Here is a 25,328-nt window from a genome sequence, read left to right on the forward strand (position 1 = left end):
TGCTCAGGAGATATCTGTTTCAGAGGTCGTCAGCATCCGCTTCACGCGCAATGCGTATCGCTCGTTGTAGGTGCCATAGCTGCATTCCATGACGGGAACGCCGCCGACACGGGCGGTCACGGCGGAGGGAATGGCAATGGGCAGGATGTCGTTGACTTTCAGCTTGATCAGTTCGGAAACGGTGGAGTCGATCTGCCCGAACTCGGCGACGAGTTCGACGTCGGCGCTGCGCACCTGCCGGGACAACTGCTGTATCCAGCGCTGGTCTATGGCTTCTTCGCCGATCTCCTGCATGGGCCGCGTGAGCAGGTCGCGCACGGGCTCGATCATGGAGTAGGGCAGGCAGATGTTCAGGTTGCCGCCGCTGGCGCCCAATTCGATGTTGAACGAGGATACGACGACGATTTCATTGCCGCGGGTGATGCTGGCGAACTTGGTGTGCATTTCCGAACGCACGTATTCCATTTCCACCGGATGCACTTGCTCCCACGCGCCCGCATAGCTTTCCAGCGTAAGGTTCACCAGGCGCTGGATGATGCGCTGCTCGGTGGTGGTGAAGTCGCGGCCTTCCACGCGGGTGCTGTAGCGCCCGTGTCCGCCGAACATGCTGTCGATGACCAGGAACACCAGGTTGGGGTCGAAAGTGAACAGGCCCAGCCCGCGCAGCGGCTTCATGGCCACCATGTTCAGGTTGCTGGGCACCGGCAGGTTGCGTTCGAAGTCGGAATACTTCTGGACCCGTATGGTGCCCACCGTGATGTCGGCGTTGCGGCGCATGAAGCTCAGCAGCACGGCCCGCAGGCGGCGGGCGAAACGCTCGTTGATGTGCTCGAGCGTGTGCATGCGATGGCGCACGACGCGGTCCGGCGAGGTCAGGTCATAGGACCGGACCGCGCCCAGCTCTTCGGCTTTCTTCGAGTCGTCGCTGCTTTCGCCGGTTACGCCGGCAAGTAGCGCGTCGACTTCATCTTGCGAAAGTAAGCTTTGATATGACATTTATTGAATCACGAAGGCGGTGAACAGCACGCCGGTGACCACCGGGCCACGCGGATTGGGCGTGTAGGGCGCCTCGACGTCCTTGGTCAGCGCGGCAACCAGCGCGCTGCGGCCTTCGGGCGTTTGCACGTAGTCGGCGCGCTGTTCGGACAGCCGGCGCAGGATGCGGTCGCGGACTTCGGGCATGTAGCTGGTGATTACCTTGCGCGACTCTTCGTCGGCCACGCGCAGCGTGACGGCCACATACAGGATACGGCTGCTGGTCTCGGTGCGCAAGGTTACCGTGAACGGCTCCAGCGGCGTGAAGATGGGGGCCGGCAAAGGCGCGGGCGGCGGCTCGACGGGCGCGGCCGCCAGGCTGCCCAGTCCGCCGATGCCGCCGCCATAGCGTTCGTAATAGAACAAAGTGGCGCCCACGCTGGCTACAACGATGAGAACGGTCGCCAGAACGGACTTCAAGAATTTGGCGAATTTACTGGGTTCTTTTTTGGCCATGGCCGATGGGCTGAGTAACAGTTAGAAAAGGGCAACATATTGTGCCGTATGCCGGAGATCGGGATCGAAGCGAATAACCCATGGAAAGCTTGTCAACTTGAGCCTTTGCCGGCAGCGCGGCACCGTCACGCAAAGGTATCGACCAGCGCGTCCGGCGCCACGGCCCTTCGGGCGACCGGCGCCGCGGCGGCATCCATGGCTTCGCCGCCGTTCAGCGTGAAGCCGGCGCCGGCCCGTGCAGACCCCGTTCCGAAGCGTTCGTTGAAGGCTTGTTCGGCTTGCTGTCCCTGGTCGCTGACGTTTGCCTCGCCCAGCGAGATGCCGGCCTGTGCAAGCGCCTGCTGCAGCTGCGAAAGCGAGTTCTCGACCGTCTGGCGGACGGAGGCATGGGGCGACACGAACACGGCATGGGCGACGTTATCGCTGATGTTGATCGAGATGCGCAAAGGGCCGAGTTCCGGCGGGTCCAGGCGAAGTTCCGCCGTGTGCGGCGCATTCTGCCCACCTTGTGCCAAGGAGATGAACTGGCGGCTGAAGTCGGCGCCCCACTGCGGGCTGTTCAGCGGCGTGGCAATGGCGGCGTTTGCGCTCACCGGCTGGGTCAGTGCGGCCAGGGTGGCGGACGAAGCGCCGTTCAGGCCTGCTGCAACCGGAATTGCTTGCGGGTCCGTCAGCGAGATATCGGCTTGCCTTCCGCGATCGCCCGGCAGGTCGGCCAGCACTTGCGCCAGAGAGTCGTCAAAGCCCATGCCGGCAAGGCCGAGGGCTTGCTGCACGACCGTGCCTGGCGCCGTGTCGGTGGCCTGGGCGCGTGCCTGCATCGTCAGGACGGCCTGCTTTGCGCCGGCGATGCTGGCTGCGCGGGCGGGGCCGAGCAGACTGCCGCGCGGCGCGAGCGTCGTGTCGTCGGCAAGGCGCCCGGCAGGCGATGCGACGGAAGCCGGCAGGCCGACCAATGCCGGCTCGAACGCTTGCCGTACTGCGGTATCGAGGCCGAGGCGGTTTGAGGTGTTTTCCAAGCCGGTTGCCGCGCGGGAATCCCTTGCGTCGGAGGCGGCGGGGCGGCGGTCTGTGGCGTTGCGGGCGGTGAGATCGCCGGCGCGCGAGGTCAAGGCGGGGGCGGTGTCCGCTTTGCTTTCCACGGTGCCGCGACCCGATACCGCTTGCCGCACCGCTGCGATTTCAGCGGCCAGTTGCAGGGCGATTTGAGGCAATGTCCGGCTGGCCGGCTCGCCGCTTTCAGTGCCGGCTGCGGTATGAGCCGGTTCATGCACGGGCGCTGGCCCGCCGGGCAAGCCGTGTTCGGCGGCGTTCTTGGCCAGCTCCGCGTCGTCGTTGCGGCCGCGTGCGGGTTCGGCATCCCGGGTGGAAGAGGGCACAGGCGGCGTCAGCGCCGATTGCTGACTGTCCAGCACGTTGGAAAAACTGCCGCCCTCGGCGGTGCCGCTGCTGCGATTGCGGTCGGTTCCCGATGGGGCGTTGGGCAAGACGGCGGAAATCGTGGTGGTGTTCATGGCACGGCCTGATCAATGATTGCGGCGCACCCGACGGTGCATGATGGCCGACATCTCGTCGTTGGCGAGCTGTTCGGCCCGGTTGTCGCGCAGCGCCTGTTGGCGCGCCTGACGAGTCTGCAAGGTTTCGAAGGAGCTCAGGCGGCGCTTTTCAGCGTACCAGCGCTGCCGGCCGCTTTCGATCTTGACGTCAATATGGGCGACCACTTTATTTTGCTGCGAAATGGCCTCATCCAAAGTGGCGATAAACTGCCTAAAATTATGATAGTTCGACGCGGAGAGGCCGCTTTCCGTGGCGACCTGCAAGCGCAGCGCGTAATCCTGGCGGTATTCCAGCAGCATGTTCAGCTGGCTTTCCGCGTTTTTGCGTTCTGTTGACAGAAGTTGCAGCTGTTTTCCCGCTTCATCGGCGTTTTCTTGCGCCAGCTCGATCAGGGTGTCCAGGGAAGAGGGTTTAGCCATGGTTCATATCCTGCGCCGGCCACTCGGGGCGGCTTCCGGACCGGTTGAACAAGGCGCTCAATTCCCGGGCCGCGGTGGGGTAGTCGACGCGTGTTTCGATTCCTTGCTGAAGGAAGGCCTCCAGGAAGGGATAGCGCGCGATCGCTTCGTCGATTTCAGGGTCGTTGCCGGTGGTGTAGGCGCCCACGGCGATCAGATCCCGGTTGCGCTGATAGCGCGACAGCATCTTCTTGAAGCGGTGCACCATTGAAAACTGTTCGCCGGGCACGATGGCCGCCATGACACGCGAGATCGAAGCCTCGATATCGATGGCGGGGTAATGGCCGGCTTCGGCCAGGCTGCGCGACAGCACCACGTGGCCGTCGAGGATGGCGCGCGCCGAGTCTGCTATCGGATCCTGCTGGTCGTCGCCTTCGGTCAGCACCGTATAGAACGCCGTGATCGAGCCCGCCGGGCGACCCGCCACCGGGGCGCCGTTGCCGGCGCGTTCCACCAGCGCCGGCAGCTTTGCAAAGACGGACGGCGGATAACCCTTGGTGGCCGGCGGTTCGCCGATGGCCAAGGCGATTTCGCGCTGGGCCATGGCATAGCGCGTCAGCGAATCCATGATCAGCAGCACATGCTTGCCCTGGTCGCGGAAATGCTCGGCGAGCTTGGTCGCATAGACCGCGCCCTGCAGGCGCAGCAAAGGCGAGACATCAGCCGGTGCCGCCACGACGACCGCCCGCTTCAAGCCTTCGGGGCCCAGGTTGTGCTCGATGAATTCCTTGACCTCCCGGCCCCGCTCGCCGATCAGCCCCACCACGATCACGTCGGCCTTGGTGTAGCGTGCCATCATGCCCAGCAGCACGCTCTTGCCCACGCCCGAGCCGGCGAACAGGCCCATGCGCTGGCCGCGCCCCACGGTCAGCAGGCCGTTGATGGCCCGCACGCCCACGTCCAGCACGGTATCGATCGGCGCACGCGTCAGCGGGTTGATGAATTCTGCATTCAAGGGGGCGGAGCTGACGCCGGCCAGCCCGCCCAGGTCATCCAGCGGGTGGCCGGCGCCATCCAGAACCCGGCCCAGCAGCATGTCGCCCACCGGAAGATGGCGCGACAGGACGGGCGGGGGACCGAGTTCCTGGCTGGCCCGAAGAGGCAGCGGCACTTGGCTCTGTATGGCGGGCTCGATGGGTACGACGCGCGCGCCGGGCGGCAGGCCCGAGATGTCGCTTTGCGGCATCAGGTACAGCGTCTGGCCATGGAAGCCCACGACCTCGGCATCGGCCCATAGGTTCTGGCCCAGCGAGATTTCGATCTTGCAGGCGGCGCCGACCGCCAGGCGCAGGCCGGTGGCTTCGAGCACCAGGCCCGTGGCGCGCGTCACCCGGCCGCTGATGTGCCAGGACTCCGTGGCCGATACGCGGCGCATGCACGCCTGCAGTTGCGCGCGCCAGCGCGCAGCGGCATCGGGAAGGAGTTCGGCGCCGCTCATGGCGCGGGCTTGCCGGCCGGCGGTGCCGGGTGGCCCAGGGAGGAGGTCACGCGCTCCCAGCGGGTCTTGAGCGTGGCGTCGATATTGCCCAGCGCGGTTTCGGCCAGGCAGCCGCCGCGCTCGATGGCCGGATCCGCCAGCAGCCGCCAGTGGTCGGATTCGCCTTCGTCGCGCAGATAGGCCTGCACCAGCTCGAGATCCGCTGGATTCACGCGCAGCTTCAGCAGTCCGCCCTTGCCGGTTTCGACATGCGTGATGTCCCGGACGAGATCGAGGACTTTCTCGGGGTGCTCGTCCAGCGTGCTGCGCAGGACCTGTTCGGCGATGCGGATCGACAGCGCGATCAGGGCCTGTCCCATTTCCGCTTCCACTGCCGTGAGGGAGCGGGCGAAGGCCTGGGCGAGACCCGCCAGTTGGTCGGCCTCGCCCCGCGCTTGTTGCCCACCGGCCTCCAGGCCTTCGGCATAGCCTTTCTCGTAGCCCTCATGCTGGCCGAGCAGACGACCCTCTTCCTTGCCGACGGCCAGGCCTTGTTCATGGCCTTCCGCATAGCCTTCGGCGCGGCCGCGGGCCTGTGCCGCGTCGCGCAGGCGCTGCACTTCGGCGCGCAGGACTTCGGGGTCTGGCGCGGGCGGGGGAGGAGGGGCGACCGGCTCGGGCGCCTTGGGATCCTCGAAGGATTCCATCTCCCAGCGCTTCCAGGCCTGAGCGGCCTGAAGCCGGCTCGGCCACTTGTCAGACATATTCGTCGTTTCCTTGTCCGCCCAGCGTGATCTGGCCTGTCTCGGCCAATCTGCGGGCGATCATGACGATATTCTTCTGTTCTTCCTCGACCTTGGACATCCGGACCGGACCTTGGGCTTCCAGGTCGTCGCGCAGCATTTCCGCCGCCCGGTTCGACATGTTGCGGTAGAACTTGTCGCGCAATTCCTCGGGCGCCGCCTTCAGCGCGATGGTGAGCGAGGTGGTCTCGATTTCCTTCAGGATCAGCTGGATGGCGCTGTCTTCCACGTCCACCAGGTTCTCGAAGACGAACATTTCGTCGACGATCCGCTGTGCCAGGTCGCCGTCCAGTTCGCGCAGGCTGGCCACCACGGCTTCTTCCTCCGAGGAATTCATGAAGTTCAGGATCTCGGCGGCGGTGCGCACGCCGCCCATCTTGCTGCGTTTGGCGCCCTGGCCGGACAGCATGCCATTGAGCACATCGGTCAGCTCGTGCAGCGCCGCCGGCTGCACGCCGCCGAAAGTGGCGATGCGCAGCATGACGTCGTTGCGCAGCCGCTCGTTCAGCAAGGCAAGCACACTGGAGGCCTGCATGCGTTCGAGGTGGACGAGAATGGTGGCGATGATCTGCGGGTGCTCGTCGCTGATGAGTTCCGCGACGCTGTTGGGCTCCAGCCAGTTCAGCGCGTCTATGCCGTTGCCGCCTTCGCCCGCCTCCAGGATGTCTTCGATCAGTCCGGCGGCGCGGTCGGTGCCCAGGGCCTTGGTCAGCACGCTGCGGATGTAATCGTCCGAGCCCAGGGTGACCGCCATGAACTGATCGGCCTCTTGGCGAAACTCTTCCAGCACGCCGTCCACGTCCGCGCGCGTGACCTGCTTCAAGTTGGCCATGGCGCTGCCGATCATCTGGACTTCGCGGGCGCTCATGTACTTGAAGACTTCCGCCGCACCATCCTCACCCAGGGACATCATGAGGATCGCGCAGCGGTCCAGATTGGTATCAACGGTTGCCATCTTTCTTTTCCATCCAGGAGCGCAGCACCATGGCCACGGCGCGCGGATCCTTGAGCGCCATGTTGCGGGCCGTGGTCAGGTTGTCTTCGTAGCGCGACATCTCGGCGGCCAGGCGTTCGGCACTGGCCATTTGCTCGCGGTTCTTTTCCTCTTCCGCCTTCTCGGCTTCGCGGTCCAGGCGGGCCTGGGCGTTGTTTTCGAGCAGGGGCCTGACGATGCTGCGCCATACGATGAACAGCGCGAGTGCGATCAGCAAGTACTGGATCAACTGCAAGGAGTAGTTCAGGTAAACCGGGTTTTCCCAGATCGGCGGCGCCGGCGGCGTGTCGTCGCTGAACGGACTGTTGATCACGCTGACCGTATCGCCGCGCTCGGTCGAATAGCCCATGGCCTGCTTGACCAGTTCGTTGATCTTCTCCAGCTCGCCTTCCGGAATGGGCTCGGCCTCGCCATCGGCGTTGTTGCGGTAATTGACCACCACCGCGACCGACAGCCGGCGCAGCGATCCGAGCTGGTCCTTCACATGGCTGATGGTGCGGTCCACTTCATAGTTGATGGTGGCGTCGTTGCGCGAGGTGCCTGTATTCTGAGCGGGCGCATTGCCGGCGGTGCCCAGCGCATTCGGCGCATTGTTCGCGCCGCCCGGCTGTGCATTGGGTGCCGCGTTGGGTGCGCCCGGGTTCTGCTGCGCGTTATCCTGGGGCGGAAGCTGGATCTCGGCCGTCGGGTTGCCCGGCGGCTGGTTGGTGAGCGCACCCGGCACGCCCTCGGGCGGCAGCACGCCGTTCTGTATGGAAGCGCTCGTCTGCTCGCTGCGCACGGCCGCTTCGCCCGGCTTCTGGTTCGGGCGGTAGACTTCCGAAGTCTGCTCGCGTTGCGCGAAATCAACGTCGGCGCTGACTTGCGCGCGCACGTTGCCGGCGCCCATCAAGGGGTTCAGCAGCGTCAGGATGCGTCCGACGGTGCGCTGCTCGATTTCATTGACCAGGTTGCGCCGCGTGCTGTCCATGCCTGCGTCGCCCGACGGGGACGTCAGCAGCCGGCCATTCTGGTCCACGACCGAGACTTTCTCGGCCGTCAGGTGCGGGACGCTGGAAGAAACCAGCCAGGTGATGGCGGCTACTTGCGCCTCGCTGAGCGTGCGGCCGGGGTAGAGGGTCAGCAGGACGGAAGCCGTGGGCGGCTGGCGGTCGCGCACGAACAGCGACTCGCGGGGAATGGCCAGATGGACCCGCGCGGCCTGGACGGCGTGCAGGCCTTGTATGGAGCTGACGAGTTCGCCCTCCAGGGCACGCTGATAATTGACCTGTTCCGTGAACTGGCTGGCGCCGAACCGCGTCTGGTCCAGCAGCTCGAAGCCCGCTTCGCCGCTGCGGGGCAGGCCTTGCTGGGCCAACTGCAGGCGGACTTCATGGACCTTGTCGGCCGGCACCAGGATGGCGTTGCCGGTGGCGGACAGCTTGTAGGGCACGTTCATCTGCCCCAGCGCAGTCACGATGGCGCCGCCGTCGCGGTCTTCGATGTTCGAGAACAGTACTTTGTAATCGGGGCCGCGGCTCCACAGCGCAAGCACGACGATCAAGGTGATGATCGCGGCGCCGCCCGCCATGAGCGCGGGCTTGGGCAAACCACCGATTCTCGCAAGTGCCGGAAAGCGGGCCAGCAACTGGGCCGATTGGCTCATTGACGACCTCGGGGACTGGGGCATTTCTGCAAGAAGGGACCGGCGCAGTGGTTTAGCAACTTGGACATGCGACAACGTAAAATTAAGGGATGCTGAATTATGGCGTGTTGAGTCAAGACGCCAAGCCTCGAAAAACAAGGCTTTTGGGTGTCATTTAGTACGACTGCAGTTGGGTGGGAAAAAAGCGGGCAGGGGGACTATAGCCCCGTTGGGCGGTGGGGGAATCGCTTGAACTGCGGCGGGATATGGCGCTTTATATACCGCTTGCGCGAGCGCGATCCTGTGTAAAGTTGCATGGACAATCCGCAACACCCTTTACCAGAGCAAACACCGCGCCATGGCCATACAACACTTGACCGCTATCGAGAACATGCTGGCGCAAATGCGTGCCGTGGCCAACGCCGCCGCGTCGGTGCCTGCGCGCGGCCAGGCCTCGGGGGTGGAGGAAGGCGGCGGTTTCGCGGCCGAGCTCAGCCGCTCGCTGGAACGCGTGTCCGCCATGCAGAATGCCTCCAGCGCCCAGGCGCGCGCCTTCCAGATGGGCGCGCCGGACATCTCGCTGAATGACGTCATGATCGACATGCAGAAGGCCGGCATCGCCTTCCAGGCCACCCTGCAGGTACGCAACCGGCTGGTCCAGGCGTATCAGGAAATCGCCAGCATGCCGGTGTAGTTTTGCGGGGTCAGACCCGTAGGGTCTGACCCCAGGCTCGACACGGGGTCATACCCCGAATGGGGTCTGACCCCTCCACCAAGCATGGGGTCTGGCCCCTTGTTGTTGCGCTTGGGGTCAGACCCCGTACGGGGTCTGACCCCTCAAGACGCCGGTTTCAACAGATCCGCGCCTTTTTCATTGTTTTCCAGCGCATATAGCCAGGCCAGCAGCTCCGCGATCGCCACATAGAGCTGGGGCGGGATGTGCGCATCCAGGTCCACCTGCATGAGCAAGCCGACGAGTTCGCGCGATTCGTGCACGTACAGGCCGTGATCCTTTGCGGTGCGGATGATGTTTTCCGCCACGGTGCCATAGCCTTTTGCCACCACGCGCGGCGCCGAATCGCTTTTGTCGTAGGCGACGGCCACGGCCGTCGCGCGATGGTCGGGAGTATGGCGCGGCGTCACGGCTGTTCCTCATCGGAAACGAAAGGGGGCTCCGGCGGCGTGGCCTCGGCCTGCGCGGGCGCCGCCGTCCTGGCAATCGACAATTGGCTGAGCGTCAGCCCCTGCGCGGTATAACGGCTGCGCAGTGTTTCGGCGTGCTCGTCCAGCACGCCCGCCGATTCCGGTGCCACCACGTGCATGACCAGTTGCTGGCCCGAGAGCGTCAGCCGGGCTTCCACCTGGCCGAGGCGGGGAAGATGTATGGAGATGCGGGTCGCCCAGTTCATGTTTTGTCCTTCCGCGCCACCCTCGGCCTGCTCTTCACGGCGGCCGATCTCCCATTCCATGGGCGCATCCGGCCACGCTTCGCCGCGCCATGCGAAAGTCTGGTTGGCCAGGACTTCCAGCTGCTGGCGCACCAGAAGATGGGTTTGCGGATCCAGCCCGCTCATCGAGGACGCCGGCGCGGGAGCGGGCGCCTGCCCGGAATCGCCGCCGCGCGCGGCGCCGGCTTGTGTGCTTGTTTCGCCGGCAGCGCCCCGGGTGGCGGATTGTTCCCCCTGAGTGGCCGCTTGCTGGGCGGCGGGCTCGGCCTGCGCCTGCCGGCCGGCCGCGGCCTGGGGTTCCTGCATGAGCTGCTGCGCCGTCATGCGCCCGGTCGCGAGCTGGCTCAGGTGCGATTCATAGAACATGCCGCTGCCTTGCAAGGCTTGCGACAGGGCCTGCGCCAGTTGGCCTGCTACCGAGCCGGCGGGCCCCTGCGCCATGGCGGCCGTTCCCTGCGCGGCGCCGGTGGCCGAGGCGGGCGTGCCGGGCGTCCCCCCGGCGGTGGGGGCGCCTTTCGCGGCGCCCGCATCAGGGCCGGCCGATGTGCCGGCCTGCCCCGACTGGCCCGGGCGTGCTTCAGCGCCTTGAACCGTTCTTTGCTGCACGGAATCGTCCTGCTGCGCCGTGCCAGCGGCGCTTGCACCTGGTCCGGCTGCCTGTCCTGCCGATTGGCCGAACAGGGGACGCTTGCCCTGGACGCTTGCCGGCTGATCGCCGTACTGCGTCAGCAAGGCCAGGATCGTGCGGGCCGCTTGCCCCAGCGTGGTGGGCGCGGATCGGGTGAACGCGGTATTGGGAGCGTTGCGCGCTTGCAATAGCTCGCTGGCGCGGGCGTCGAGCTTGGCCTGGTCGACGGATTGGCGGCCTTGCTGTCCCGACTGCGATGCCGCGCGATCGACGGCTTCACGCGGGTGCCGCAGCATTTCATTGCGGGCGGCATTGGCTTGCTCGGGGTTGGCGGCTTGTGTGACGGCGTCCGGCCGGGCGCCGGTTGCCAGGTTCGCCTGCTGCGATAAGGTGGTGCCCAGGACGGCGTCCAGCCGCTGCACCAGCAAGGTGCCGAGGGCCGAAGGGCCGCCTACGCTCATGAGTGCAGGTTAAGGGCCGGCGCGCAATAGGTTTGGAGCACGGCGTGCTGGCGCTTCATGTTGCCCATGAGCGCGCCCAGGCGGCTGAGCTCTGGCGCGGCCAGGCTGCGTATGGTGGCATCGTCGTTCAGTATTTTGGTCAGCAATTCGCGCCTGGCCTGGCGGTCGTCGTCTCCCAGGTGATCCAGTTCGCGCAGCGACTCCACCGCCGTCTGGTACTGCTCGCCCAGGGCGATGACTTCTTCCCAGTGGCTAGCGCGCGCTTCAGACAGCATTTGGCTGGAGATATCGGCGATGGCTTCGTAATAATGAAGGACGGATGAGGTTTTGCTCATGGTAATGTCGCAGGACTATGCCGCCGGTTGGTAAATTGCACGATACGAGCAAGCATAAAAAGATTCAAGAAAACACGCCATAGGGTATATGGCGGACCGGACGGGCGTTCAGCCTGCAAGCCCCTCGTCCCTGATCGGGTCGACGGCACTGCGCCAGGCGCCACTGATGTCTTTCAGCATTTGCCCCGCCAAGTCCAGCTTGGCGGCGTCGGCATGCAGATTGGCAAGCATCAGGTTGCGTATGATGAGCTCGTAGCTGGCGACCAGGTATTTCGCGACTTCGCCGCCGGCCTCCAGGTCGACCGATGCCTTCAAGCCCGAATCGACGATGTCGATGGCCTTGGAGATCGCCATGCCGCGGCCTTCGAGGTTGTTGTTTTCCATGTGCAGCTTGGCCTTCAGTATGGCCGCTTGCGCGCCATTGAACAAAAGGGTGATCAGGTGTTCCGGGCTGGCGCTGAGCACTTCGGTTTCCAGGCCTATGTTGGCGTAGGCCTGGACGGAATGCCGCCGCTTCGGGCCGCGTGCAATGGATGAATACGTCATTTGTCGCTGTTGGAGCTAAGGTTGTTGAGCATGGCCAGTTGCTGCGTAAGGTAGCTGCTGACCGAATTCATTTGCGCCATCATGCTGTCCAGGGCCACGAACTGCCGACGGTAGGATTCCATTTTGGCATCGATGCGTTCCGTGGTGGCGTCGTACTGCTTTTCCAGATCCTTCAGTGTCTGCGAGATGCTGTCCGTGGCATTGGCAATGATGCCGCCGCTTTTGGTGAACTCGGTGGCAACCGCGGCCATGCGTGCGCTAAGGCCGTTTTCCCCGGCGAACAGTTTTTGCACGTCGGCCATGTTGTCTTTGAGGGCCGCCGTCAATTTCTTGTCGTCCACCTTCAGGTTGCCGGTGACGGGGTCCGTACTGATGCCCATCTGCGACAGGTTGGCGATGGCGCCCGAGGCTTCCGAGGAATTCAGCGCGGCGCGCACTTGGGTCTGTACCCGCCGGGCCAGGCTGTCGCCGGTCAGCGCGGCGCCTTTCTGGCTGTCTACGTCGTAGGCCGTCAATGTCTTGATGATGCCTTGCAGGTTGTTGTAGGCCGACACGAAGGTGTTGATGGCCTTGGACGTTACGGAGTCGTCGCGCGTGATCGACAGCGTATTGGTCTTGCCTGCCTCGGTTTCCTTGCTGAGCGTAAGGGTGACGCCTTCAATGGCGTCTTCGATGGTGTTGCCCTGGCTGACGATGTCGATGCCATTAATGCTGAGTTCGGCATTCTTGGCCGCCGTGACGGTCAGGCCGGTACCGCCGGCGGGCTCGCCCGCGCCGAAACCGATGAGATTTTGAAGCTTGGAAAAATCACTGGCGCCATTGGTTTCGCCGGCGGCCACGGTAATGCCCTTGACCGCCGCCTTCTCACCGGTATCGTTGGCGGTGATCAGCAGGCGATGGGGGGTGCCCGAGCCATCATTGACCATGGTGGCCGACACCCCGAGTCCGGATTCGGCATTGATGGCCTTGACCAGGCCTTCCATGGTGGCCTGGTCGCGAGACAAGGTGAAGTCCTTGGATTCGCCGTTTTCTAGCGCAATGGTGATCTTGACGGAGCCGTCGGCCAACTCTTCCTTGCGGTCCGCGTAGCCGCCGCTGGTGAGTGTCTGCGCCGTGGCCAACTGCGTGACATTGACGCTGTACTGGCCGGCGATGGCCTTGTTGGAGGCGCTGGCGGTGAAGGCGTCGGTGTTCACGCTGGTTTTCAGGGCGCCGAAGGTTTCGGACTTGCCCAGCGCATCGGACGCCGTCTTCAGGGCTTCGATGGAGCTCTTGATGGTTCCGTAGGCGGTAAAGCGGTTCTGGTAGTCGGTCGCCTTCGACTGCAGCAGCGCCAGCGGGGCATTTTCGCTTTTGCGCAAGTCTTCCAGCAGTTGGTCCAGGGGCAGGCCCGAACCGACGCCAATTGATGAAATAGCCATAAGAAACTCCAGTTGTGGGTATTGTGCCGCAAGGCCTGCCTACCCAATGCCTATGTTAGCGGGCTTTAGACTTGTCAATTTAAGCGTTTACCCGGGCCCGCCGCCGCGAGTTCGCTTCCTTGAATGCGGGGTGTCAGGCGGTGGTGTCGACCATGCTGCCCTGCAGCTGCACGATCATCTTTGCCACGCGGATGACGGCGTCGCTGGGCACGGTGCGGATCACATCGCCGGTTTCGCTGTCGATGATGGACACCACCAGGCGCTGCGCTTCGTCGTCCATGTCGAAGCGCATGCCTGTCGCCCAGGCCTTCATGCTATCGTTCAGGGACTCCAGCGCTTTTTCCAGCGACGGATTTTCCGTGCTTGTTTCCTGGCCGTTTTGCTGCGACGTGGTTGCAGTGCCGCTGCCCTGGGCACCGCTGCCGGGCGTTACCTGTACCGCAGGCTCGGGCAGCGACGGCGGCCGTTCGAATTCGGCGGACATCTGCCCGAACTGACCCGAGGGCAGGCTGGAAGCAATCGGATTCACCATGCTGAAGCTCCTGATCAAGGTAGGGGTCAGACCCCGAACGGGGTCTGACCCCAGATATTGCGAATGTAACGGCAGCGGCGCGAAAAACTTTAATCCCGGGAATAGGCGATGAATCATTGCGCTGATTCCCATAACATGGTTCGTCCGCCTGGCGCACAATAAGCGCCTGATTTTCAGCTTTTTTCTTTACGCATGCCTCGTACGCCCAGTACCGAAGACCGCCTTGTCGGACAGTACGCTCCCCTGGTTCGCCGCCTGGCCTTGCAGCTCGTGGCCAGGCTGCCGGCCAGCGTCGAAGTCGACGACTTGATGCAGGCCGGCATGATGGGCCTGCTGGACGCCGTGCGTCGGTACCAGGAAACGGCCGAGGCCCAATTCGAGACGTACGCCGTCACGCGCATCCGGGGGGCCATGCTGGACGAACTGCGCAGCCAGGACTGGCTGCCGCGCAGCGTGCGCAGCAAATCCAAAAGCATAGAGCAAGCCATCCATGCGCTCAGCCACCGCTTGCTGCGCCCGGCGACGGAAGCTGAAATCGCCGAAGAGCTGGAAATTCCCCTGAGCGAGTACCAGTCGCTCCTGGAAGAGGCGAGGGGTGTGCAGATCATTCACTACGAAGACCTGGTGCGTCAGGCCGGCGACGCATCCGACCCCCTGGAAGGCAGGGTGGCGCAGGAAGTCCACGCGCAGGCGCCGCAATGGTCGAACCCCTTGAGCCGCCTGATGTCGCAGGCCCTGCGCGGAGCGCTCGTCGACGCCATCCAGAATCTGCCCGAACGCGAGCAATTGCTGCTCTCGCTGCAGTTCGAACAGGATCTGAACCAGAAGGAAATCGCCGCGGTGCTCGGCGTAACGGAAGGCCGAGTGTCTCAACTGCGGTCCCAGGCCGTCGCCCGCATCCGCGCCGCGCTGGCCGACAGCCACTGGCAGGACAGTCCCGGCGAAGAAGCCATGCATATGCTGCTTTAAGGAGGGCAGGGGTCAGGCCCCATTCAGACCAAGGGGTCAGACCCTATAGGGTCTGACCCCAAAAACCAGCCAGGGTCAGACCCTGCATAGGGTCTGACCCTTGAAAGAACACTGGCTCGGGGTCTGTCCCTTTAAACAGCAGACCGGGGTCGGACCCCGTACAGGGTCCGACCCCTCAATCCCAAAAAGATATATAATAAATGTATCTTTATATGATCAAAGGTGAGTGCCATGGATATCGACCGATTCAAGCAGCATCACGTAGACATTCTCAAAGGAATAGCCACGCTGCGCCGCTTGGCGCACGATGGAATTGCCGAACATGCAAAAGACATTGCGCGCGAGCTGGGGGCCTTGAGTTCGCTGGTGCAGCTGCACCTGGCCATCGAAGATCGCATCTTGTATCCCACCTTGCAGAAAGGCCAGGACGCGCAGTTGGCGGCCATGGGCAAGGCCTACCAGGACGACATGAAAGGCATCGCTCATGGGTACATCGCCTTTTCTCGCAAGTGGGGGCTGGCCACCGCGCTGGCAAAGGCGCCGGAAGACTTCCGCGCGGAAGCCAATTCCGTTCTGAAAGCCTTGCACGCCCGCATGCAAAGAGAAAACACCGAGTTCTATCCTGCTATTGAAAGGGCCGCGTGAAACAGGCAATTGACCGCTTGATTGAGCTTATTTCATCAAATTAAATCTCTTTTAATAAAAATAAAATCAAGTTGGTAATTTCCCTAGGTGCTATGAATCGCACTGCTCAGCCATTCACGGCACCTTCCATCCCAACAAGATAAGAGAGTAGATGAATGAAGCGGGTCAAAAGCCTGACTGTTAGGGCCAAGTTGATTGGCGGTTTTCTGATTGTTGCCGCGGTGGCTGCCTTGATCGGCGTCGTCGGCCTGTTCGCGCTGGACCGTGTGGATGCCATGGCCGTCCAGATGTACGAGCGGGAAATCATCGGCCTGCGCCATGCGGCGGACACGCGCGGCCAGATGATCGGTGCGGGCGGCGCCTTGCGCAGTGTCATGCTGGCCAAGACGGAGTCCCAGAGCAAGGCGGGCATCGAGCTGCTGAAGCGGCGTTTCGCCAATGCCTATGCCAGCATGGAGCCGCTGGAAACCCTGTTCGTTACCGAGCAGGGAAAGGCGGCATTGAGTTCCGTCCGGGCCACCATAGAGGAATTCGAACGCGCCGCTTTGCAGGCCGTCGCGCTGGATCAGGACGCCTCTTCTGCGCTGGCCGCGCAGCAGGTCGAAAAAGCTCTGGATCTGGTGGCGCAGGTCGAGGCCGAGATGCACCAACTGGTGGACCGCAAACAGCAGAACGCGAAGCGCCTCGACGAGGAAATCAACGCGGTCTACCGCAAGATGCAGGTGCTATCCCTGGCGCTGACGGCGGCGGGCGTGGCGCTGGCGCTTATTCTTGGCTGGCTGCTTACACGCAGCCTGACTCGCCAACTGGGCGGCGAGCCGGCTGAAGTAGCGCAGATCGCAGCTTCCATTGCCAACGGAGACCTGTCCACCGCCATCGATCAAAGCCGGGCGTCGGAAGGCAGCGTCGTCCATGCCATCGCCCAGATGCAGGCCGCCTTGCGGGAGATCGTCTCTGCGGTGCGCTCGGGCAGCCTCAATATCGCCAGCGGCTCGTCCCAGATTGCGGCGGGCAGCACCGACCTGTCGCAGCGCACCGAGGAACAGGCCGCGAATCTGACCGAAACCGCTTCGGCCATGGAGGAGCTTGCCGGCACGGTCAAGAGCAACGCCGACGTCGCCCAGCAGGCGGCACACATGGCCCAGTCGGCCAGCGGCGCCGCCCAGAAGGGTGGCGGCGTGGTGGGCGAAGTGGTGCACACCATGGAGGACATCAACGCGGCGTCGCGGCGCATCGTCGACATCATCGGCGTGATCGACACCATCGCCTTCCAGACCAACATCCTTGCCTTGAACGCAGCGGTGGAAGCCGCGCGCGCCGGCGAGCAGGGCCGGGGATTCGCGGTGGTGGCGAGCGAAGTGCGCACGCTGGCGCAGAAAAGCGCCGCGGCGGCCAAGGATATCAAGTCGCTGATCGACGACAGCGTTGCCAAGGTGGAAACCGGCAGCCAGATGGTCGATGCGGCGGGCGCGGCCATGCGTGAAATCGTCGAGCAGGTCCAGCGTGTGACGGACCTGATCAGCGAGATCAGCGCCGCGACGAAGGAGCAGACCACCGGCATAGCCCAGGTGAACGAAGCCGTGTTGCAACTGAGCGACGTGACGCGGCAGAATGCCGCACTGGTCGAAGAGTCCGCCTCCGCGTCGGCCAGCCTGAACGAACAGGCCGGGGCATTGGTGGATGTGGTGAGCGTGTTCCGGCTGGGGCAGGAGCACGAGCAAGGGCATGAGGCTCGCGGCGCGGCGAGTGCTGTTGCCAAGCCTCGCCTTGCTCCGTCATCTGCCGCCAGGCCGGTTCATGTCGACTCGACCAAGCAATCCGCCGCCGGCCTCAAGCCGCTTCCGTCGAAGCGATCGCTGACCATGGGCAAGCAGGAGCCCGTGCGCGAAGAAGAATGGGAAGAGTTCTGATCAGCTCTGCGTCAGTGCCACGACTGCCGCTGCCTGGTCGGCAACCCGAGCCAGCTTGCGCGACTCCTTGAGTATCGTGTTCGCGTAGCCACGCGCATTGCCCGAATATTTCGCCAAGGCCTGATGCAGGCTGCCGTCCGCCAGCTCCAGATATTCTTCGAGAATATCGGCGGCTACGCGGACGTTCACCTTGGGGTCGAAAAGCGATTCCGACGGATCCAGCTTGTCGCGGTGCCAGCGGCGGATCACCTGCATCAGCCCCTGCGCACCCTGGCGGCTCTGTACCTTGGCGCTCAAGGAGCTTTCCTTTTGCATGATGGCAATGAGCAGCTCGGGATCGAGTCCATCGCGCTTGCCGGCTTCTTCCCAGGCCAGGTTCACGTACTCGCGCACCGTCTTGGGAGAGCGCCCCCATTTGGCGGCGAGGTATTTGGTCTGGGCCTGTTTGCTGGCTTCTTCGGTCAGCGACTGCAGTGCCTGATCGTCCTGGAGGCCGGGCTCTGCGTCCGGCAATGCGGTTTGATCCGGCCATTCATGCAGGGCAAGCTGCGCGGCGGGCGCGATCTCCAGCTTGCCGGTGATGTCCTTGGCATGGACGGCGGCGGGCGCGCACAGGCAGGCTGTCACGCATAATGCCGTGATGGACAAGTATTTCTGAGTGCTGAACGCTGTATCGTGGGCGAACTTCTGAAAGGCGGTTGGAGTGGTCTTGACTATCATCGATCCATGGCATCCGCGCCCAGTCCATGCCTTCAGGGGTGATCCCTGAAACCTCGCCTTACTTGATCGCACGGGCGTGGGCGCATGAATAGACCTGCGTTCGCCCATTCAAGCTCAAACGCGGTTGGATGCATTTCAGTATTGACAAACGACGCCCTGGGCGCCGCGCTTTTCCTTAATAATCATAGCACTGTCGGGATGCCTGTCCTGCTTCGCGGTGTAAGAAAACGCAACTAACGTGAGAAGCCGCCAAGGCCCTGCGCATTGAAAACCTCTATCGACATGTCGTCCATGATGCCGCCGGGCCCGCCGGAAAAACTTAGGGCCGAGCGTGATCCCGCCGGAGCGATTTCACCGTCGGGCTCGAAGACGAAGAGGTTGCCGTCCCAGTGCTGCAAGGGAAAAAGCCGGTTGGCGGGACCGATGGCAAGGACCAATTGACCGTCGCGCTGTTCCACCCGCGCCTCGCCGTAATAGGAGTTGGCATAGGTGCCGACGTAGGCATTCGCCGCGAGCGCCGGCGTGGGATTGGAAGGGAAAGAAAGGCCGGCGAATTCCCCGGTGGGCGCCGTCAATGTCGCGAACCTGGGCTGGTAGAACGCGAACCAATCCCGCGTAAGGTGTCCGAAGCGCACCATGTCCATGTACATCATGCTGACCGCCTCGGCCGCGCCGACGGGAGCGGCATTGGTCAGCACCACAATGCCGGTGTCGGCGGCCGGCAGCAGGTTGAACGTCGTACCCGCCCCGAGTATGAAGGCGCCGGAATGGCTGAGCTGCTTGCCGCTCGCGGCGGAGCTTGAAATACTGAACCCATAGCCATAATGGCCTGCGGGCGAGCTTTCGGTGGGCGGGGATGATTCGACCTGCGGCGTCAAGGCGGGCAGCAGGGCATCGCGGGGAATGATCTGCCGGCCCTCGTGCTTGCCTTCATGCAGTACCATGGCCATCCACGCCGCCATGTCGCGTACGCTGGAACTGACGCCGCCCGCTGCCGATTGCGCATCCGGTTGCCGCTGAGGCCCTGGCTGGAATACTCCATTGACGAGAATGTGCGGACGGGCCCGATTGCCGCGGGCCATGAAGTCCGCATAACGCGAGCTCGTGGCCCGCATGCCTAGCGGGCGGTATAGCACCTGGTCGGACAGGCTTTCCCAGTCGGTGGCGGAAGCCACGGCGACCGCCTCCGCCGCCGCGGTCAAGCCGAAATTCGTATAGGCATAGCGCGAACGCAGAGGCGCCGACGGCAGGAGATGCAGGCGCTCCAGGACTTGCCTGCGGCCGTAGCCCACTTCTTCCAGCTCATCGCCGGCGTGATCCGGCAATCCCGACCGATGCGAGTACAGGTCGCCCACGGTGACCTGCGCCGTCGAGGCGGGGTCGCGCAGCGAGAACCATGGCAGATGCTGAACGACCGGGGTGTCCCACGAGACCAGCCCGCTTCCCACCTGAGCCGCGACCACCGTCGCGCCTATGGGCTTGGACACAGAGGCCAACTGGAACACCGTATCCGGATCGATGGCTGCGGGCTCCCCCAGCCGGCGTACGCCGAGACCCTTGGCATAGACGATTTTTCCCTGATGCACCACCGAAATGGCCATGCCTGGGATACCCGAGCGCGTGAATACCTCGGCGGCCATTTCATCGAGCTGCGCCACGGCGCGCGTGACGTTTTCAGGCGGAATGGAGGAGATGGAATCCGAGTTTCCTCCTTCGCCGCAAGCGGTCAATACCAGCAAGGACAGCAGCAAGAACTTCTTGTGAGTTTTCATCTTGTGTCTCTGGATTCAGTGCGATGGTGAAGCAGGGCGATCAGGTTTGTAACTGAAGTATACACGTGCCGCTAAGGGTTTCTACGGTCTGGATCGCAGAGCCTATTGATATTACGATTCATCCAAAGTGGTATGTACCAGTTGTTAATGGTAGATACCAGTTGAAGATTGAACACATGTTGCTTCCATCAAACAAGCAGGTAAGGCATAGGAACGAAATCATGGCTTTGTTAGCGAACGGCGGTATGCGCCGAGGTATGGCTTTGTTGGTAATGGGCTTGGCGACTGCGCTGGGCTCCGCGTCGGCGGCGGCCGATACCGTGAGGGTGGGGTCCAAGAACTTTACCGAGCAATACGTCCTGGCCGAGATCTATGCCCAGGCCTTCGAAGCCGAGGGCATGAAGGTGGAACGCAAGCTCAACCTGGGCGGCACGCTCATCGCTCACCGGGCGCTGCTTGAAAACCAGATCGATTTCTATCCTGAATACACGGGCACCATGCTGTTGGCCGTACTGAAGGAAAAAGTCATGACCGACCCCGATGCCGTCTACGAGCGGGTAAAGCAGGCCTACGCCACGCAGGGGGTCGCCGTTCTCGACCAGGCGCCGATCAACAACACGTATGTGCTGGTCATGATGCCCGAGGTGGCAAAAAAGAACGGTGTCGCCACCTTGTCCGATCTGGCCGCTCATGCGCAGAAGTGGACGCTGGGCGCCGGCCCGGAATTCCGTGACCGCGAGGACGGCATCCCGGGGCTGAAGCAAAAATACGGCATGAACTTCAAGTCCGATCAGCAGCTTGCCATCGGCTTGCGCTATCGCGCCCTGAAGGACAATCAGGTCCAGGTCGTCAATGGCTATGCCACGGACGGCATGATCAGCGCCATGGGCCTGGTGCGCCTGACGGACGACAAACAGCTTTGGCCGCCTTACTTCGTTGCGCCGGTGGTGCGCAAGGATGTCATCGAGAAAAACCCGAAAGTGGCGGAAGTCGCCAACAAGGTCAGCGCGATGCTGAGCGACGAGATCATGTCGCGCTTGAACTATCTGGTCGACGGCGAAAAACAGGAACCTGCCGACGTAGCCAAGGATTTCCTGAAGACCAAGGGAATCGCAAAGTAAGCATGATGAGTCCTACGCTAGACCAGCCTTCCTTCGTCCTGGGCAATCGCGATTTGCGTGTCGAAGACGTGCTGCACATCATGCGCTCGCATCCGCTGATCTCGGTCGAGCCCGCCGTGCTGCATCGGCTCGAGCAAGCGCGCCGCGTGGTGGAAAAGCATGTCGAGTCCGGCACTCCGGTCTACGGCCTGACGACCGCGCTGGGGGCCAATGTGGGCAAGACCATCATGCCGTCCGAGCTCCAGGCCTATCAGGCCCGCGCCATATGCGCCCGCAGCGTCGGCATCGGGGAGGCCGCGTCCGACGAACTCGTGCGCGGCGTGCTGTTCACGCGGCTGGCGGGCCTGAGCACAGGCGGATCGGGCATTTCGCCTTCGGTATTCCATGCGCTGCTGGCCTTGCTCAATTCGGGTATCTGCCCCGTCATTCCCTCGGTCGGCTCCATCGGGGTCGCTGACCTGCCCGCCATGTCGCATGCCATGCTGGTCTTGATGGGCCAGGGCAGGGCGCGTGCCGGCGGCAAAGAGATCGACGCCGCGCAAGCGCTGTCGGACGCCGGCCTGGCGCCGGCCGCGCTCGGACCCAAGGACGGCTTGGCGCTGATCAGCTCCAACGCCTGGTCCGTCAGTTGCGCGATCGACGCGTTCGACAAGGCGAGCCAGGCGCTTGCCAACTTGAATCGAGCCGCCACGCTGACCATGGAAGGGTTCCGGGCCAACCTGTCGCCGCTGGACGAGCGCGTGCAGGCGGCGCGGCCGACGCCGGGCCAGCAGGCCAGCGCAGCGCAGATCAGGGCATTGCTGGATGGCAGCGGATTATGGGAAAAGGGCGCTGCCCGGCGGGTGCAGGACCCTCTCTCGATACGCTGCGTCCCCCAGATCCACGGCGCGGTGCTCTGGGCAAGGCAGGGGCTGCGCGAGCACATCGAATGCGAACTGAACGGTTCCGGCGACAGCCCTCTGGTGGTTCAGAACCCCGACGCGCTTCTATCAAGCAGCAATTTTCACATTCCAGGCCTTGCGCTCAGCCTCGAATCGCTCGGCGCCTCGCTGGCACAGGCTGCCTCGGCCTCGGTGCAGCGTTGCTTGCGGCTGTACTCCCCAGCCACCAGCGGTCTGCCCATGCAGCTTACGACGCACGGGCCCGAACACTCGGGGTTTGCAACGGTCCAGAAAACGCTGACCGCGCTATGGAACGAAGTACGGCATCTGGCCAATCCCGCCTGCCTGGACTTCTTTCCGGTTTCGGAAGGGGCGGAAGACCATGCGCCGATGGCGCCGGGCGTGGCCGCCAAAACGGCACGCCTTGCCGAACGCGTAACGATGATGGCGGCGATAGAGATGCTGAGCGCCGCCCAGGCGGTGGACCTTGCGCAAGTCTCGCCCCGGGGCGCCGGTACTCGAGACACCTATGCGCGCATCCGCGAACGTGTGCCTGTATTGGACACCGATCGTCCTTTGGGGCCCGACATGGAGCTGGTCATCGACATGTTGCGCGAAAGTCCTTTCGATCTGCCCGAGCAGGTGGCGCCATGAACTGGCTGATGCGTAATTGGGAGAACGTGGCCGTCGCCTTGTGGCAGCACATCGCGATCTCCGGCTCGGCACTGGTGATTTCGCTGGCGGTGGCTTTTCCCTTGGGCGTGTTCGCGGCGCGCCACCCCAGGGCGCGCGGCCTGATTCTCGGCATCACCAGCACCTTGTACACCATACCGACCATGGCGCTACTGGCCCTGCTCATTCCCATCGTCGGGCTGGGGCGCACCAACGCGATCATCGCCATGGTGATGTTCTCGCTGCTGGTGCTCACGCGCAACATCATGGCGGGCATTCAAGGCGTGGCGCCGGACATCGTGGATGCCGCCAAAGGCACGGGCATGACCTCATGGCAGGTGTTGGCCAAAGTGGAACTGCCGCTTGCGATGCCGGCCATCGTCGCCGGCCTGAGGGTGGCCGCCGTAACCGTCATCAGCGTCACGGTGGTGGCGGCCTACGTCAATGCGGGCGGCTTGGGCAAGCTCATTTTCGAAGGCATGGCCAGTGATCACGCGCCCAAGATCTGGGTGGGCGCGCTGACCGCCTGCCTGCTGTCGGTGGTCGTCGATGTGTCGCTCGCGCACGTCGAAACCCGCCTGGGGAGGCGCGCGCTATGAGCCTGCTGCTCGAAACCTTGCACTTCGTGCAGAACAACAGTGATCGCGTCATCGATGCGGGAATCCGGCACGTCAATCTGTCTTTCTCGGCCTTGCTCCTCGCCTCGGTATTCGCGATTCCCGCCGGTATATGGCTCGCCCTTTCCGGCCGCTACACGCTGCTGGCCATCAATATCGCCAACGTGGGACGCACGGTTCCGTCTTTGGCCATCCTCGCCCTGGCGATGCCGTTGCTGGGCACGGGATTCGTTCCTTCCCTGCTTGCCTTGTCGCTGCTGGCGGTGCCCCCCATCCTCATCAATACCTATGTGGGGTTCGTCGGGGTGGACGCCGACACGATCGATGCCGCGCGCGGCGTCGGCCTGCGCGAATCCCAGATCACCCGGCAGGTGCGCCTGCCCCTGGCCTTGCCCATGGTGTTCGCGGGCCTGCGGACCGCGGCGGTACAGGTCATTTCCGGCGCAGTGCTGGCGGCCTACATCGGAGGCGGCGGATTCGGGGAGTTCATCACCAGCGGGGTGGCCATGATGGCCATGCCCATGCTGCTCGTGGGCGCCATACCGGCCACCATCCTGGCCATCGCCGTCGATGCCCTGTTCGGGGCCTTGCAGAAAACCATGACACCCAGAGGAATCAGAACGTCATGATACGCATAGAAGGATTGAAGAAACAGTTCGCGGGCACCCCGCGCCCGGTCGTCGACGGCTTGAACCTCGACATACAGGAAGGCGAGTTGTGCGTGCTGATCGGCTCGTCGGGCTGCGGGAAGACGACCACGTTGCGGATGATCAATCGCATGATCGAAGCGGACTCGGGCCGTATCGAAGTATCCGGCCGCGACGTCAGCCGGCAGGATCCCGTCGAACTGCGCAGGCATATCGGCTACGTCATACAGCAGGTCGGCCTCTTTCCGCATCAGCGCATCGCCGACAACATCGCCACGGTGCCCAGGTTGCTGGGATGGAAGCCCGCGCGCGTACAGGAACGCATCGACGAGCTCCTGACGCTGGTGGGACTTGAACCAGCCCAGTATCGCGACCGTTACCCGCGCGAGCTTTCGGGCGGACAGCGCCAGCGCGTGGGCGTCGCCCGGGCATTGGCGGCGGACCCGCCCGTCATGCTCATGGACGAGCCCTTCGGCGCCATCGATCCCATCAACCGCGTGAACCTTCAGGACGAATTCCTGAACATCCTGCGCAAGCTGAAGAAAACCATCGTCCTGGTCACCCACGATATCGACGAGGCCCTGAAGATGGGCGATCGCATCGCGATCCTGCATGAAGGAAAAGTGCTGCAGGTCGACACGCCGGACGCGCTGCTGAATTCCCCGGCCAACGACTTCGTGGCCTCGTTCCTGGGCAGCGGCCGATCGCTCAAGAGGCTGGCCCTGTTGACCGCCAAAGACGTCTGCATCCCGGGGCCCGCCGCGGCAAACAGCCCCGTGATCCAAGACGGCAGCCCGGCCAGCACCGCATTGTCGATGCTGCTCGAGTCCGGCAGCGACACGCTTGGCGTCCGGGACTCGGCGGGCGGCGAAATCGGCCATATCACCATGCAGACATTGAAGGCCCATCTGGCCAGGACGGACAGCGATGAGTGACAACGAAAAGCAGAAAGCCATCTACGAGGGCGTCGAATCGGAGCTGCGTCGCGCGATCGAGAATGGCGGCTGGAAGCCGGGCTTCAAGCTGCCATCCGAGCGCGAACTGGCCGAACGCTTCCAGTGCGCGCGCATGACCGTGCGCCGCGCGCTGCAGGAGCTTCAAGCCGAGGGGTTGATCGCGCGCAGGCATGGGTCAGGTTCTTACGTTGCGGACCTTCAACCCATGTCCAATATCCTGTCCATCAAGGACATCTACGAAGAGATCGCCAGCCGCGGGCATGTGCATCATAGCGTGCTGCTGTCGCGCAAGACGATACGCGCTACTGCGGCCGTCGCCGCGGCCATGGGCATCGAGCACAACGCGCGCGTGTTCCAGTGCAAGCTGGTCCACTACGAAAACGGCACGCCGGTCCAGTTCGAAGAACGTTTCGTCAATCCGGAGGTGGTGCCCGAATTCATGACCCTGGACCTGGGCAAGCAGACTCCGTCCAGCTACCTCTTCAAGCACGCGCCGTTGACCGCCGCCGAGCAGGTGGTCGAGGCGGTCAATGCGGATGAAGCGATGGCGACGCACCTGGGCATCGAGGTCAATGCGGCTTTGCTGAAGATATCGCGCCGAACCATTTCGCAGGACAAGGTCGCATCGCTGGCCAACCTGTACCACCCCGGTAACTGCTACCGCATCATCGGAAAGTTTTCCGTGGCCTGACGCGGGCGGCAA

General features: G+C 63.6%; 26 protein-coding genes. 10 read left to right on the plus strand and 16 right to left on the minus strand.

Going from position 1 to position 25,328, the window contains the following annotated elements; translation table 11 throughout:
* Positions 1 to 3: 3 nt before the first annotated feature.
* The 8 genes from fliM to fliF form a co-directional block, all read right to left on the minus strand.
* Complete coding sequence (fliM, locus tag ACSBPU_RS08400; RefSeq protein ID WP_442597196.1) at positions 4 to 996, minus strand: flagellar motor switch protein FliM; 993 nt, start codon at positions 994 to 996, stop codon at positions 4 to 6.
* Positions 997 to 1,491 (minus strand): flagellar basal body-associated FliL family protein, encoded by a 495-nt coding sequence (locus tag ACSBPU_RS08405; RefSeq protein WP_180067347.1) that lies wholly within the window; start codon positions 1,489 to 1,491, stop codon positions 997 to 999.
* A 125-nt stretch (positions 1,492 to 1,616) separates the two neighbouring features.
* On the minus strand, positions 1,617 to 3,005 hold the full coding sequence (locus ACSBPU_RS08410; protein ID WP_442597198.1) for a flagellar hook-length control protein FliK: 1,389 nt from the start codon (positions 3,003 to 3,005) through the stop codon (positions 1,617 to 1,619).
* 12 nt (positions 3,006 to 3,017) lie between these two features.
* On the minus strand, positions 3,018 to 3,467 hold the full coding sequence (fliJ, locus tag ACSBPU_RS08415) for a flagellar export protein FliJ (protein WP_442597200.1): 450 nt from the start codon (positions 3,465 to 3,467) through the stop codon (positions 3,018 to 3,020).
* Positions 3,460 to 4,944, minus strand: a complete 1,485-nt coding sequence (fliI, locus tag ACSBPU_RS08420; RefSeq protein ID WP_442597202.1) for a flagellar protein export ATPase FliI — start codon at positions 4,942 to 4,944, stop codon at positions 3,460 to 3,462. The genes fliJ and fliI overlap by 8 nt, the downstream gene beginning before the upstream one ends.
* Positions 4,941 to 5,687, minus strand: coding sequence for a flagellar assembly protein FliH (fliH, locus tag ACSBPU_RS08425; RefSeq protein ID WP_442597204.1), 747 nt, complete (start codon positions 5,685 to 5,687; stop codon positions 4,941 to 4,943). The genes fliI and fliH overlap by 4 nt, the downstream gene beginning before the upstream one ends.
* Positions 5,680 to 6,681, minus strand: a complete 1,002-nt coding sequence (gene fliG, locus ACSBPU_RS08430) for a flagellar motor switch protein FliG (protein WP_180067342.1) — start codon at positions 6,679 to 6,681, stop codon at positions 5,680 to 5,682. Before fliG ends, fliH begins: the two co-directional genes overlap by 8 nt.
* On the minus strand, positions 6,668 to 8,365 hold the full coding sequence (gene fliF / locus ACSBPU_RS08435) for a flagellar basal-body MS-ring/collar protein FliF (RefSeq protein ID WP_442597206.1): 1,698 nt from the start codon (positions 8,363 to 8,365) through the stop codon (positions 6,668 to 6,670). Before fliF ends, fliG begins: the two co-directional genes overlap by 14 nt.
* 337 nt (positions 8,366 to 8,702) lie before the next feature.
* Here fliF and fliE point away from each other — a divergent pair, with 337 nt between their 5' ends.
* Positions 8,703 to 9,038 (plus strand): flagellar hook-basal body complex protein FliE, encoded by a 336-nt coding sequence (fliE, locus tag ACSBPU_RS08440; RefSeq protein WP_442597208.1) that lies wholly within the window; start codon positions 8,703 to 8,705, stop codon positions 9,036 to 9,038.
* Positions 9,039 to 9,181: 143 nt separating this feature from the next.
* Here fliE and ACSBPU_RS08445 read toward each other — a convergent pair whose 3' ends face one another.
* From ACSBPU_RS08445 to ACSBPU_RS08470, 6 genes are all read right to left on the minus strand, one after another.
* Entirely contained in the window at positions 9,182 to 9,487 is a 306-nt protein-coding gene (locus tag ACSBPU_RS08445; protein WP_180067339.1) for an EscU/YscU/HrcU family type III secretion system export apparatus switch protein, read from the minus strand.
* Positions 9,484 to 10,881: a flagellar hook-length control protein FliK gene (gene fliK / locus ACSBPU_RS08450; protein ID WP_442597211.1), complete on the minus strand. Its 1,398-nt coding sequence runs from the start codon at positions 10,879 to 10,881 to the stop codon at positions 9,484 to 9,486. Before fliK ends, ACSBPU_RS08445 begins: the two co-directional genes overlap by 4 nt.
* Positions 10,878 to 11,216, minus strand: coding sequence for a flagellar protein FliT (locus ACSBPU_RS08455; protein WP_442597213.1), 339 nt, complete (start codon positions 11,214 to 11,216; stop codon positions 10,878 to 10,880). The genes fliK and ACSBPU_RS08455 overlap by 4 nt, the downstream gene beginning before the upstream one ends.
* 108 nt (positions 11,217 to 11,324) lie before the next feature.
* Positions 11,325 to 11,762 carry a flagellar export chaperone FliS gene (gene fliS, locus ACSBPU_RS08460; protein WP_180067336.1) on the minus strand — a complete coding sequence of 146 codons (438 nt, stop codon included), beginning with the start codon at positions 11,760 to 11,762 and terminating at the stop codon, positions 11,325 to 11,327.
* Positions 11,759 to 13,183 carry a flagellar filament capping protein FliD gene (gene fliD / locus ACSBPU_RS08465; protein ID WP_442597215.1) on the minus strand — a complete coding sequence of 475 codons (1,425 nt, stop codon included), beginning with the start codon at positions 13,181 to 13,183 and terminating at the stop codon, positions 11,759 to 11,761. Before fliD ends, fliS begins: the two co-directional genes overlap by 4 nt.
* 133 nt (positions 13,184 to 13,316) lie before the next feature.
* On the minus strand, positions 13,317 to 13,715 hold the full coding sequence (locus tag ACSBPU_RS08470) for a flagellar protein FlaG (protein ID WP_180067334.1): 399 nt from the start codon (positions 13,713 to 13,715) through the stop codon (positions 13,317 to 13,319).
* A gap of 192 nt (positions 13,716 to 13,907) precedes the next feature.
* Between ACSBPU_RS08470 and ACSBPU_RS08475 the strand changes: the two genes are divergently transcribed.
* The 3 genes from ACSBPU_RS08475 to ACSBPU_RS08485 all read left to right on the plus strand — a co-directional run bounded on the left by ACSBPU_RS08475 (position 13,908) and on the right by ACSBPU_RS08485 (position 17,239).
* Complete coding sequence (locus ACSBPU_RS08475) at positions 13,908 to 14,684, plus strand: RNA polymerase sigma factor FliA (RefSeq protein ID WP_442597217.1); 777 nt, start codon at positions 13,908 to 13,910, stop codon at positions 14,682 to 14,684.
* Between the two features lie 231 nt (positions 14,685 to 14,915).
* Positions 14,916 to 15,329, plus strand: a complete 414-nt coding sequence (locus ACSBPU_RS08480) for a hemerythrin domain-containing protein (protein ID WP_442597219.1) — start codon at positions 14,916 to 14,918, stop codon at positions 15,327 to 15,329.
* Between the two features lie 155 nt (positions 15,330 to 15,484).
* Positions 15,485 to 17,239 (plus strand): methyl-accepting chemotaxis protein, encoded by a 1,755-nt coding sequence (locus ACSBPU_RS08485; protein ID WP_442597221.1) that lies wholly within the window; start codon positions 15,485 to 15,487, stop codon positions 17,237 to 17,239.
* Here the strand turns inward: ACSBPU_RS08485 and ACSBPU_RS08490 are convergent, their stop codons facing one another.
* Together ACSBPU_RS08490 and ACSBPU_RS08495 are read right to left on the minus strand one after the other, a co-directional pair.
* On the minus strand, positions 17,240 to 17,959 hold the full coding sequence (locus tag ACSBPU_RS08490; RefSeq protein WP_442597223.1) for a transglycosylase SLT domain-containing protein: 720 nt from the start codon (positions 17,957 to 17,959) through the stop codon (positions 17,240 to 17,242).
* 233 nt (positions 17,960 to 18,192) lie between these two features.
* Positions 18,193 to 19,731, minus strand: a complete 1,539-nt coding sequence (locus ACSBPU_RS08495) for a serine hydrolase (RefSeq protein WP_442597225.1) — start codon at positions 19,729 to 19,731, stop codon at positions 18,193 to 18,195.
* Positions 19,732 to 19,952: 221 nt separating this feature from the next.
* On the opposite strand from ACSBPU_RS08495, the gene ACSBPU_RS08500 reads away from it, so the two are divergent.
* Genes ACSBPU_RS08500 through hutC form a run of 6 tightly spaced genes read left to right on the plus strand, consistent with a single transcriptional unit; the run spans position 19,953 to position 25,316 of the window.
* On the plus strand, positions 19,953 to 20,852 hold the full coding sequence (locus ACSBPU_RS08500; RefSeq protein WP_442597227.1) for a glycine betaine ABC transporter substrate-binding protein: 900 nt from the start codon (positions 19,953 to 19,955) through the stop codon (positions 20,850 to 20,852).
* 2 nt (positions 20,853 to 20,854) lie between these two features.
* Positions 20,855 to 22,387, plus strand: coding sequence for an HAL/PAL/TAL family ammonia-lyase (locus ACSBPU_RS08505; RefSeq protein WP_442597229.1), 1,533 nt, complete (start codon positions 20,855 to 20,857; stop codon positions 22,385 to 22,387).
* Positions 22,384 to 23,004, plus strand: coding sequence for an ABC transporter permease subunit (locus tag ACSBPU_RS08510; protein WP_180067329.1), 621 nt, complete (start codon positions 22,384 to 22,386; stop codon positions 23,002 to 23,004). Before ACSBPU_RS08505 ends, ACSBPU_RS08510 begins: the two co-directional genes overlap by 4 nt.
* On the plus strand, positions 23,001 to 23,651 hold the full coding sequence (locus tag ACSBPU_RS08515; RefSeq protein WP_442597231.1) for an ABC transporter permease: 651 nt from the start codon (positions 23,001 to 23,003) through the stop codon (positions 23,649 to 23,651). Before ACSBPU_RS08510 ends, ACSBPU_RS08515 begins: the two co-directional genes overlap by 4 nt.
* Positions 23,648 to 24,604, plus strand: a complete 957-nt coding sequence (locus tag ACSBPU_RS08520; protein ID WP_442597233.1) for an ABC transporter ATP-binding protein — start codon at positions 23,648 to 23,650, stop codon at positions 24,602 to 24,604. The genes ACSBPU_RS08515 and ACSBPU_RS08520 overlap by 4 nt, the downstream gene beginning before the upstream one ends.
* Positions 24,597 to 25,316 (plus strand): histidine utilization repressor, encoded by a 720-nt coding sequence (gene hutC, locus ACSBPU_RS08525; RefSeq protein ID WP_442597235.1) that lies wholly within the window; start codon positions 24,597 to 24,599, stop codon positions 25,314 to 25,316. Before ACSBPU_RS08520 ends, hutC begins: the two co-directional genes overlap by 8 nt.
* The last annotated feature ends 12 nt before the right edge of the window (positions 25,317 to 25,328 follow it).

This window comes from Parapusillimonas sp. JC17, assembly GCF_052180245.1.
Lineage (GTDB): Bacteria > Pseudomonadota > Gammaproteobacteria > Burkholderiales > Burkholderiaceae_B > Parapusillimonas.

Coding starts and splice junctions, on each gene's coding strand:
- fliD (WP_442597215.1), bottom strand. CDS start 13,183: ATGGCTATTTCATCAATTGGCGTCGGTTCGGGCCTGCCCCTGGACCAA.
- ACSBPU_RS08510 (WP_180067329.1), top strand. CDS start 22,384: ATGAACTGGCTGATGCGTAATTGGGAGAACGTGGCCGTCGCCTTGTGG.
- ACSBPU_RS08500 (WP_442597227.1), top strand. CDS start 19,953: ATGGCTTTGTTAGCGAACGGCGGTATGCGCCGAGGTATGGCTTTGTTG.
- fliH (WP_442597204.1), bottom strand. CDS start 5,687: ATGTCTGACAAGTGGCCGAGCCGGCTTCAGGCCGCTCAGGCCTGGAAG.
- ACSBPU_RS08480 (WP_442597219.1), top strand. CDS start 14,916: ATGGATATCGACCGATTCAAGCAGCATCACGTAGACATTCTCAAAGGA.
- ACSBPU_RS08405 (WP_180067347.1), bottom strand. CDS start 1,491: ATGGCCAAAAAAGAACCCAGTAAATTCGCCAAATTCTTGAAGTCCGTT.
- hutC (WP_442597235.1), top strand. CDS start 24,597: ATGAGTGACAACGAAAAGCAGAAAGCCATCTACGAGGGCGTCGAATCG.
- fliS (WP_180067336.1), bottom strand. CDS start 11,762: ATGACGTATTCATCCATTGCACGCGGCCCGAAGCGGCGGCATTCCGTC.
- ACSBPU_RS08520 (WP_442597233.1), top strand. CDS start 23,648: ATGATACGCATAGAAGGATTGAAGAAACAGTTCGCGGGCACCCCGCGC.
- fliF (WP_442597206.1), bottom strand. CDS start 8,365: ATGAGCCAATCGGCCCAGTTGCTGGCCCGCTTTCCGGCACTTGCGAGA.
- ACSBPU_RS08505 (WP_442597229.1), top strand. CDS start 20,855: ATGATGAGTCCTACGCTAGACCAGCCTTCCTTCGTCCTGGGCAATCGC.
- fliJ (WP_442597200.1), bottom strand. CDS start 3,467: ATGGCTAAACCCTCTTCCCTGGACACCCTGATCGAGCTGGCGCAAGAA.
- ACSBPU_RS08490 (WP_442597223.1), bottom strand. CDS start 17,959: ATGATAGTCAAGACCACTCCAACCGCCTTTCAGAAGTTCGCCCACGAT.
- ACSBPU_RS08515 (WP_442597231.1), top strand. CDS start 23,001: ATGAGCCTGCTGCTCGAAACCTTGCACTTCGTGCAGAACAACAGTGAT.
- ACSBPU_RS08485 (WP_442597221.1), top strand. CDS start 15,485: ATGAAGCGGGTCAAAAGCCTGACTGTTAGGGCCAAGTTGATTGGCGGT.
- fliG (WP_180067342.1), bottom strand. CDS start 6,681: ATGGCAACCGTTGATACCAATCTGGACCGCTGCGCGATCCTCATGATG.
- ACSBPU_RS08455 (WP_442597213.1), bottom strand. CDS start 11,216: ATGAGCAAAACCTCATCCGTCCTTCATTATTACGAAGCCATCGCCGAT.
- fliK (WP_442597211.1), bottom strand. CDS start 10,881: ATGAGCGTAGGCGGCCCTTCGGCCCTCGGCACCTTGCTGGTGCAGCGG.
- fliI (WP_442597202.1), bottom strand. CDS start 4,944: ATGAGCGGCGCCGAACTCCTTCCCGATGCCGCTGCGCGCTGGCGCGCG.
- fliM (WP_442597196.1), bottom strand. CDS start 996: ATGTCATATCAAAGCTTACTTTCGCAAGATGAAGTCGACGCGCTACTT.
- ACSBPU_RS08475 (WP_442597217.1), top strand. CDS start 13,908: ATGCCTCGTACGCCCAGTACCGAAGACCGCCTTGTCGGACAGTACGCT.
- fliE (WP_442597208.1), top strand. CDS start 8,703: ATGGCCATACAACACTTGACCGCTATCGAGAACATGCTGGCGCAAATG.
- ACSBPU_RS08495 (WP_442597225.1), bottom strand. CDS start 19,731: ATGAAAACTCACAAGAAGTTCTTGCTGCTGTCCTTGCTGGTATTGACC.
- ACSBPU_RS08410 (WP_442597198.1), bottom strand. CDS start 3,005: ATGAACACCACCACGATTTCCGCCGTCTTGCCCAACGCCCCATCGGGA.
- ACSBPU_RS08470 (WP_180067334.1), bottom strand. CDS start 13,715: ATGGTGAATCCGATTGCTTCCAGCCTGCCCTCGGGTCAGTTCGGGCAG.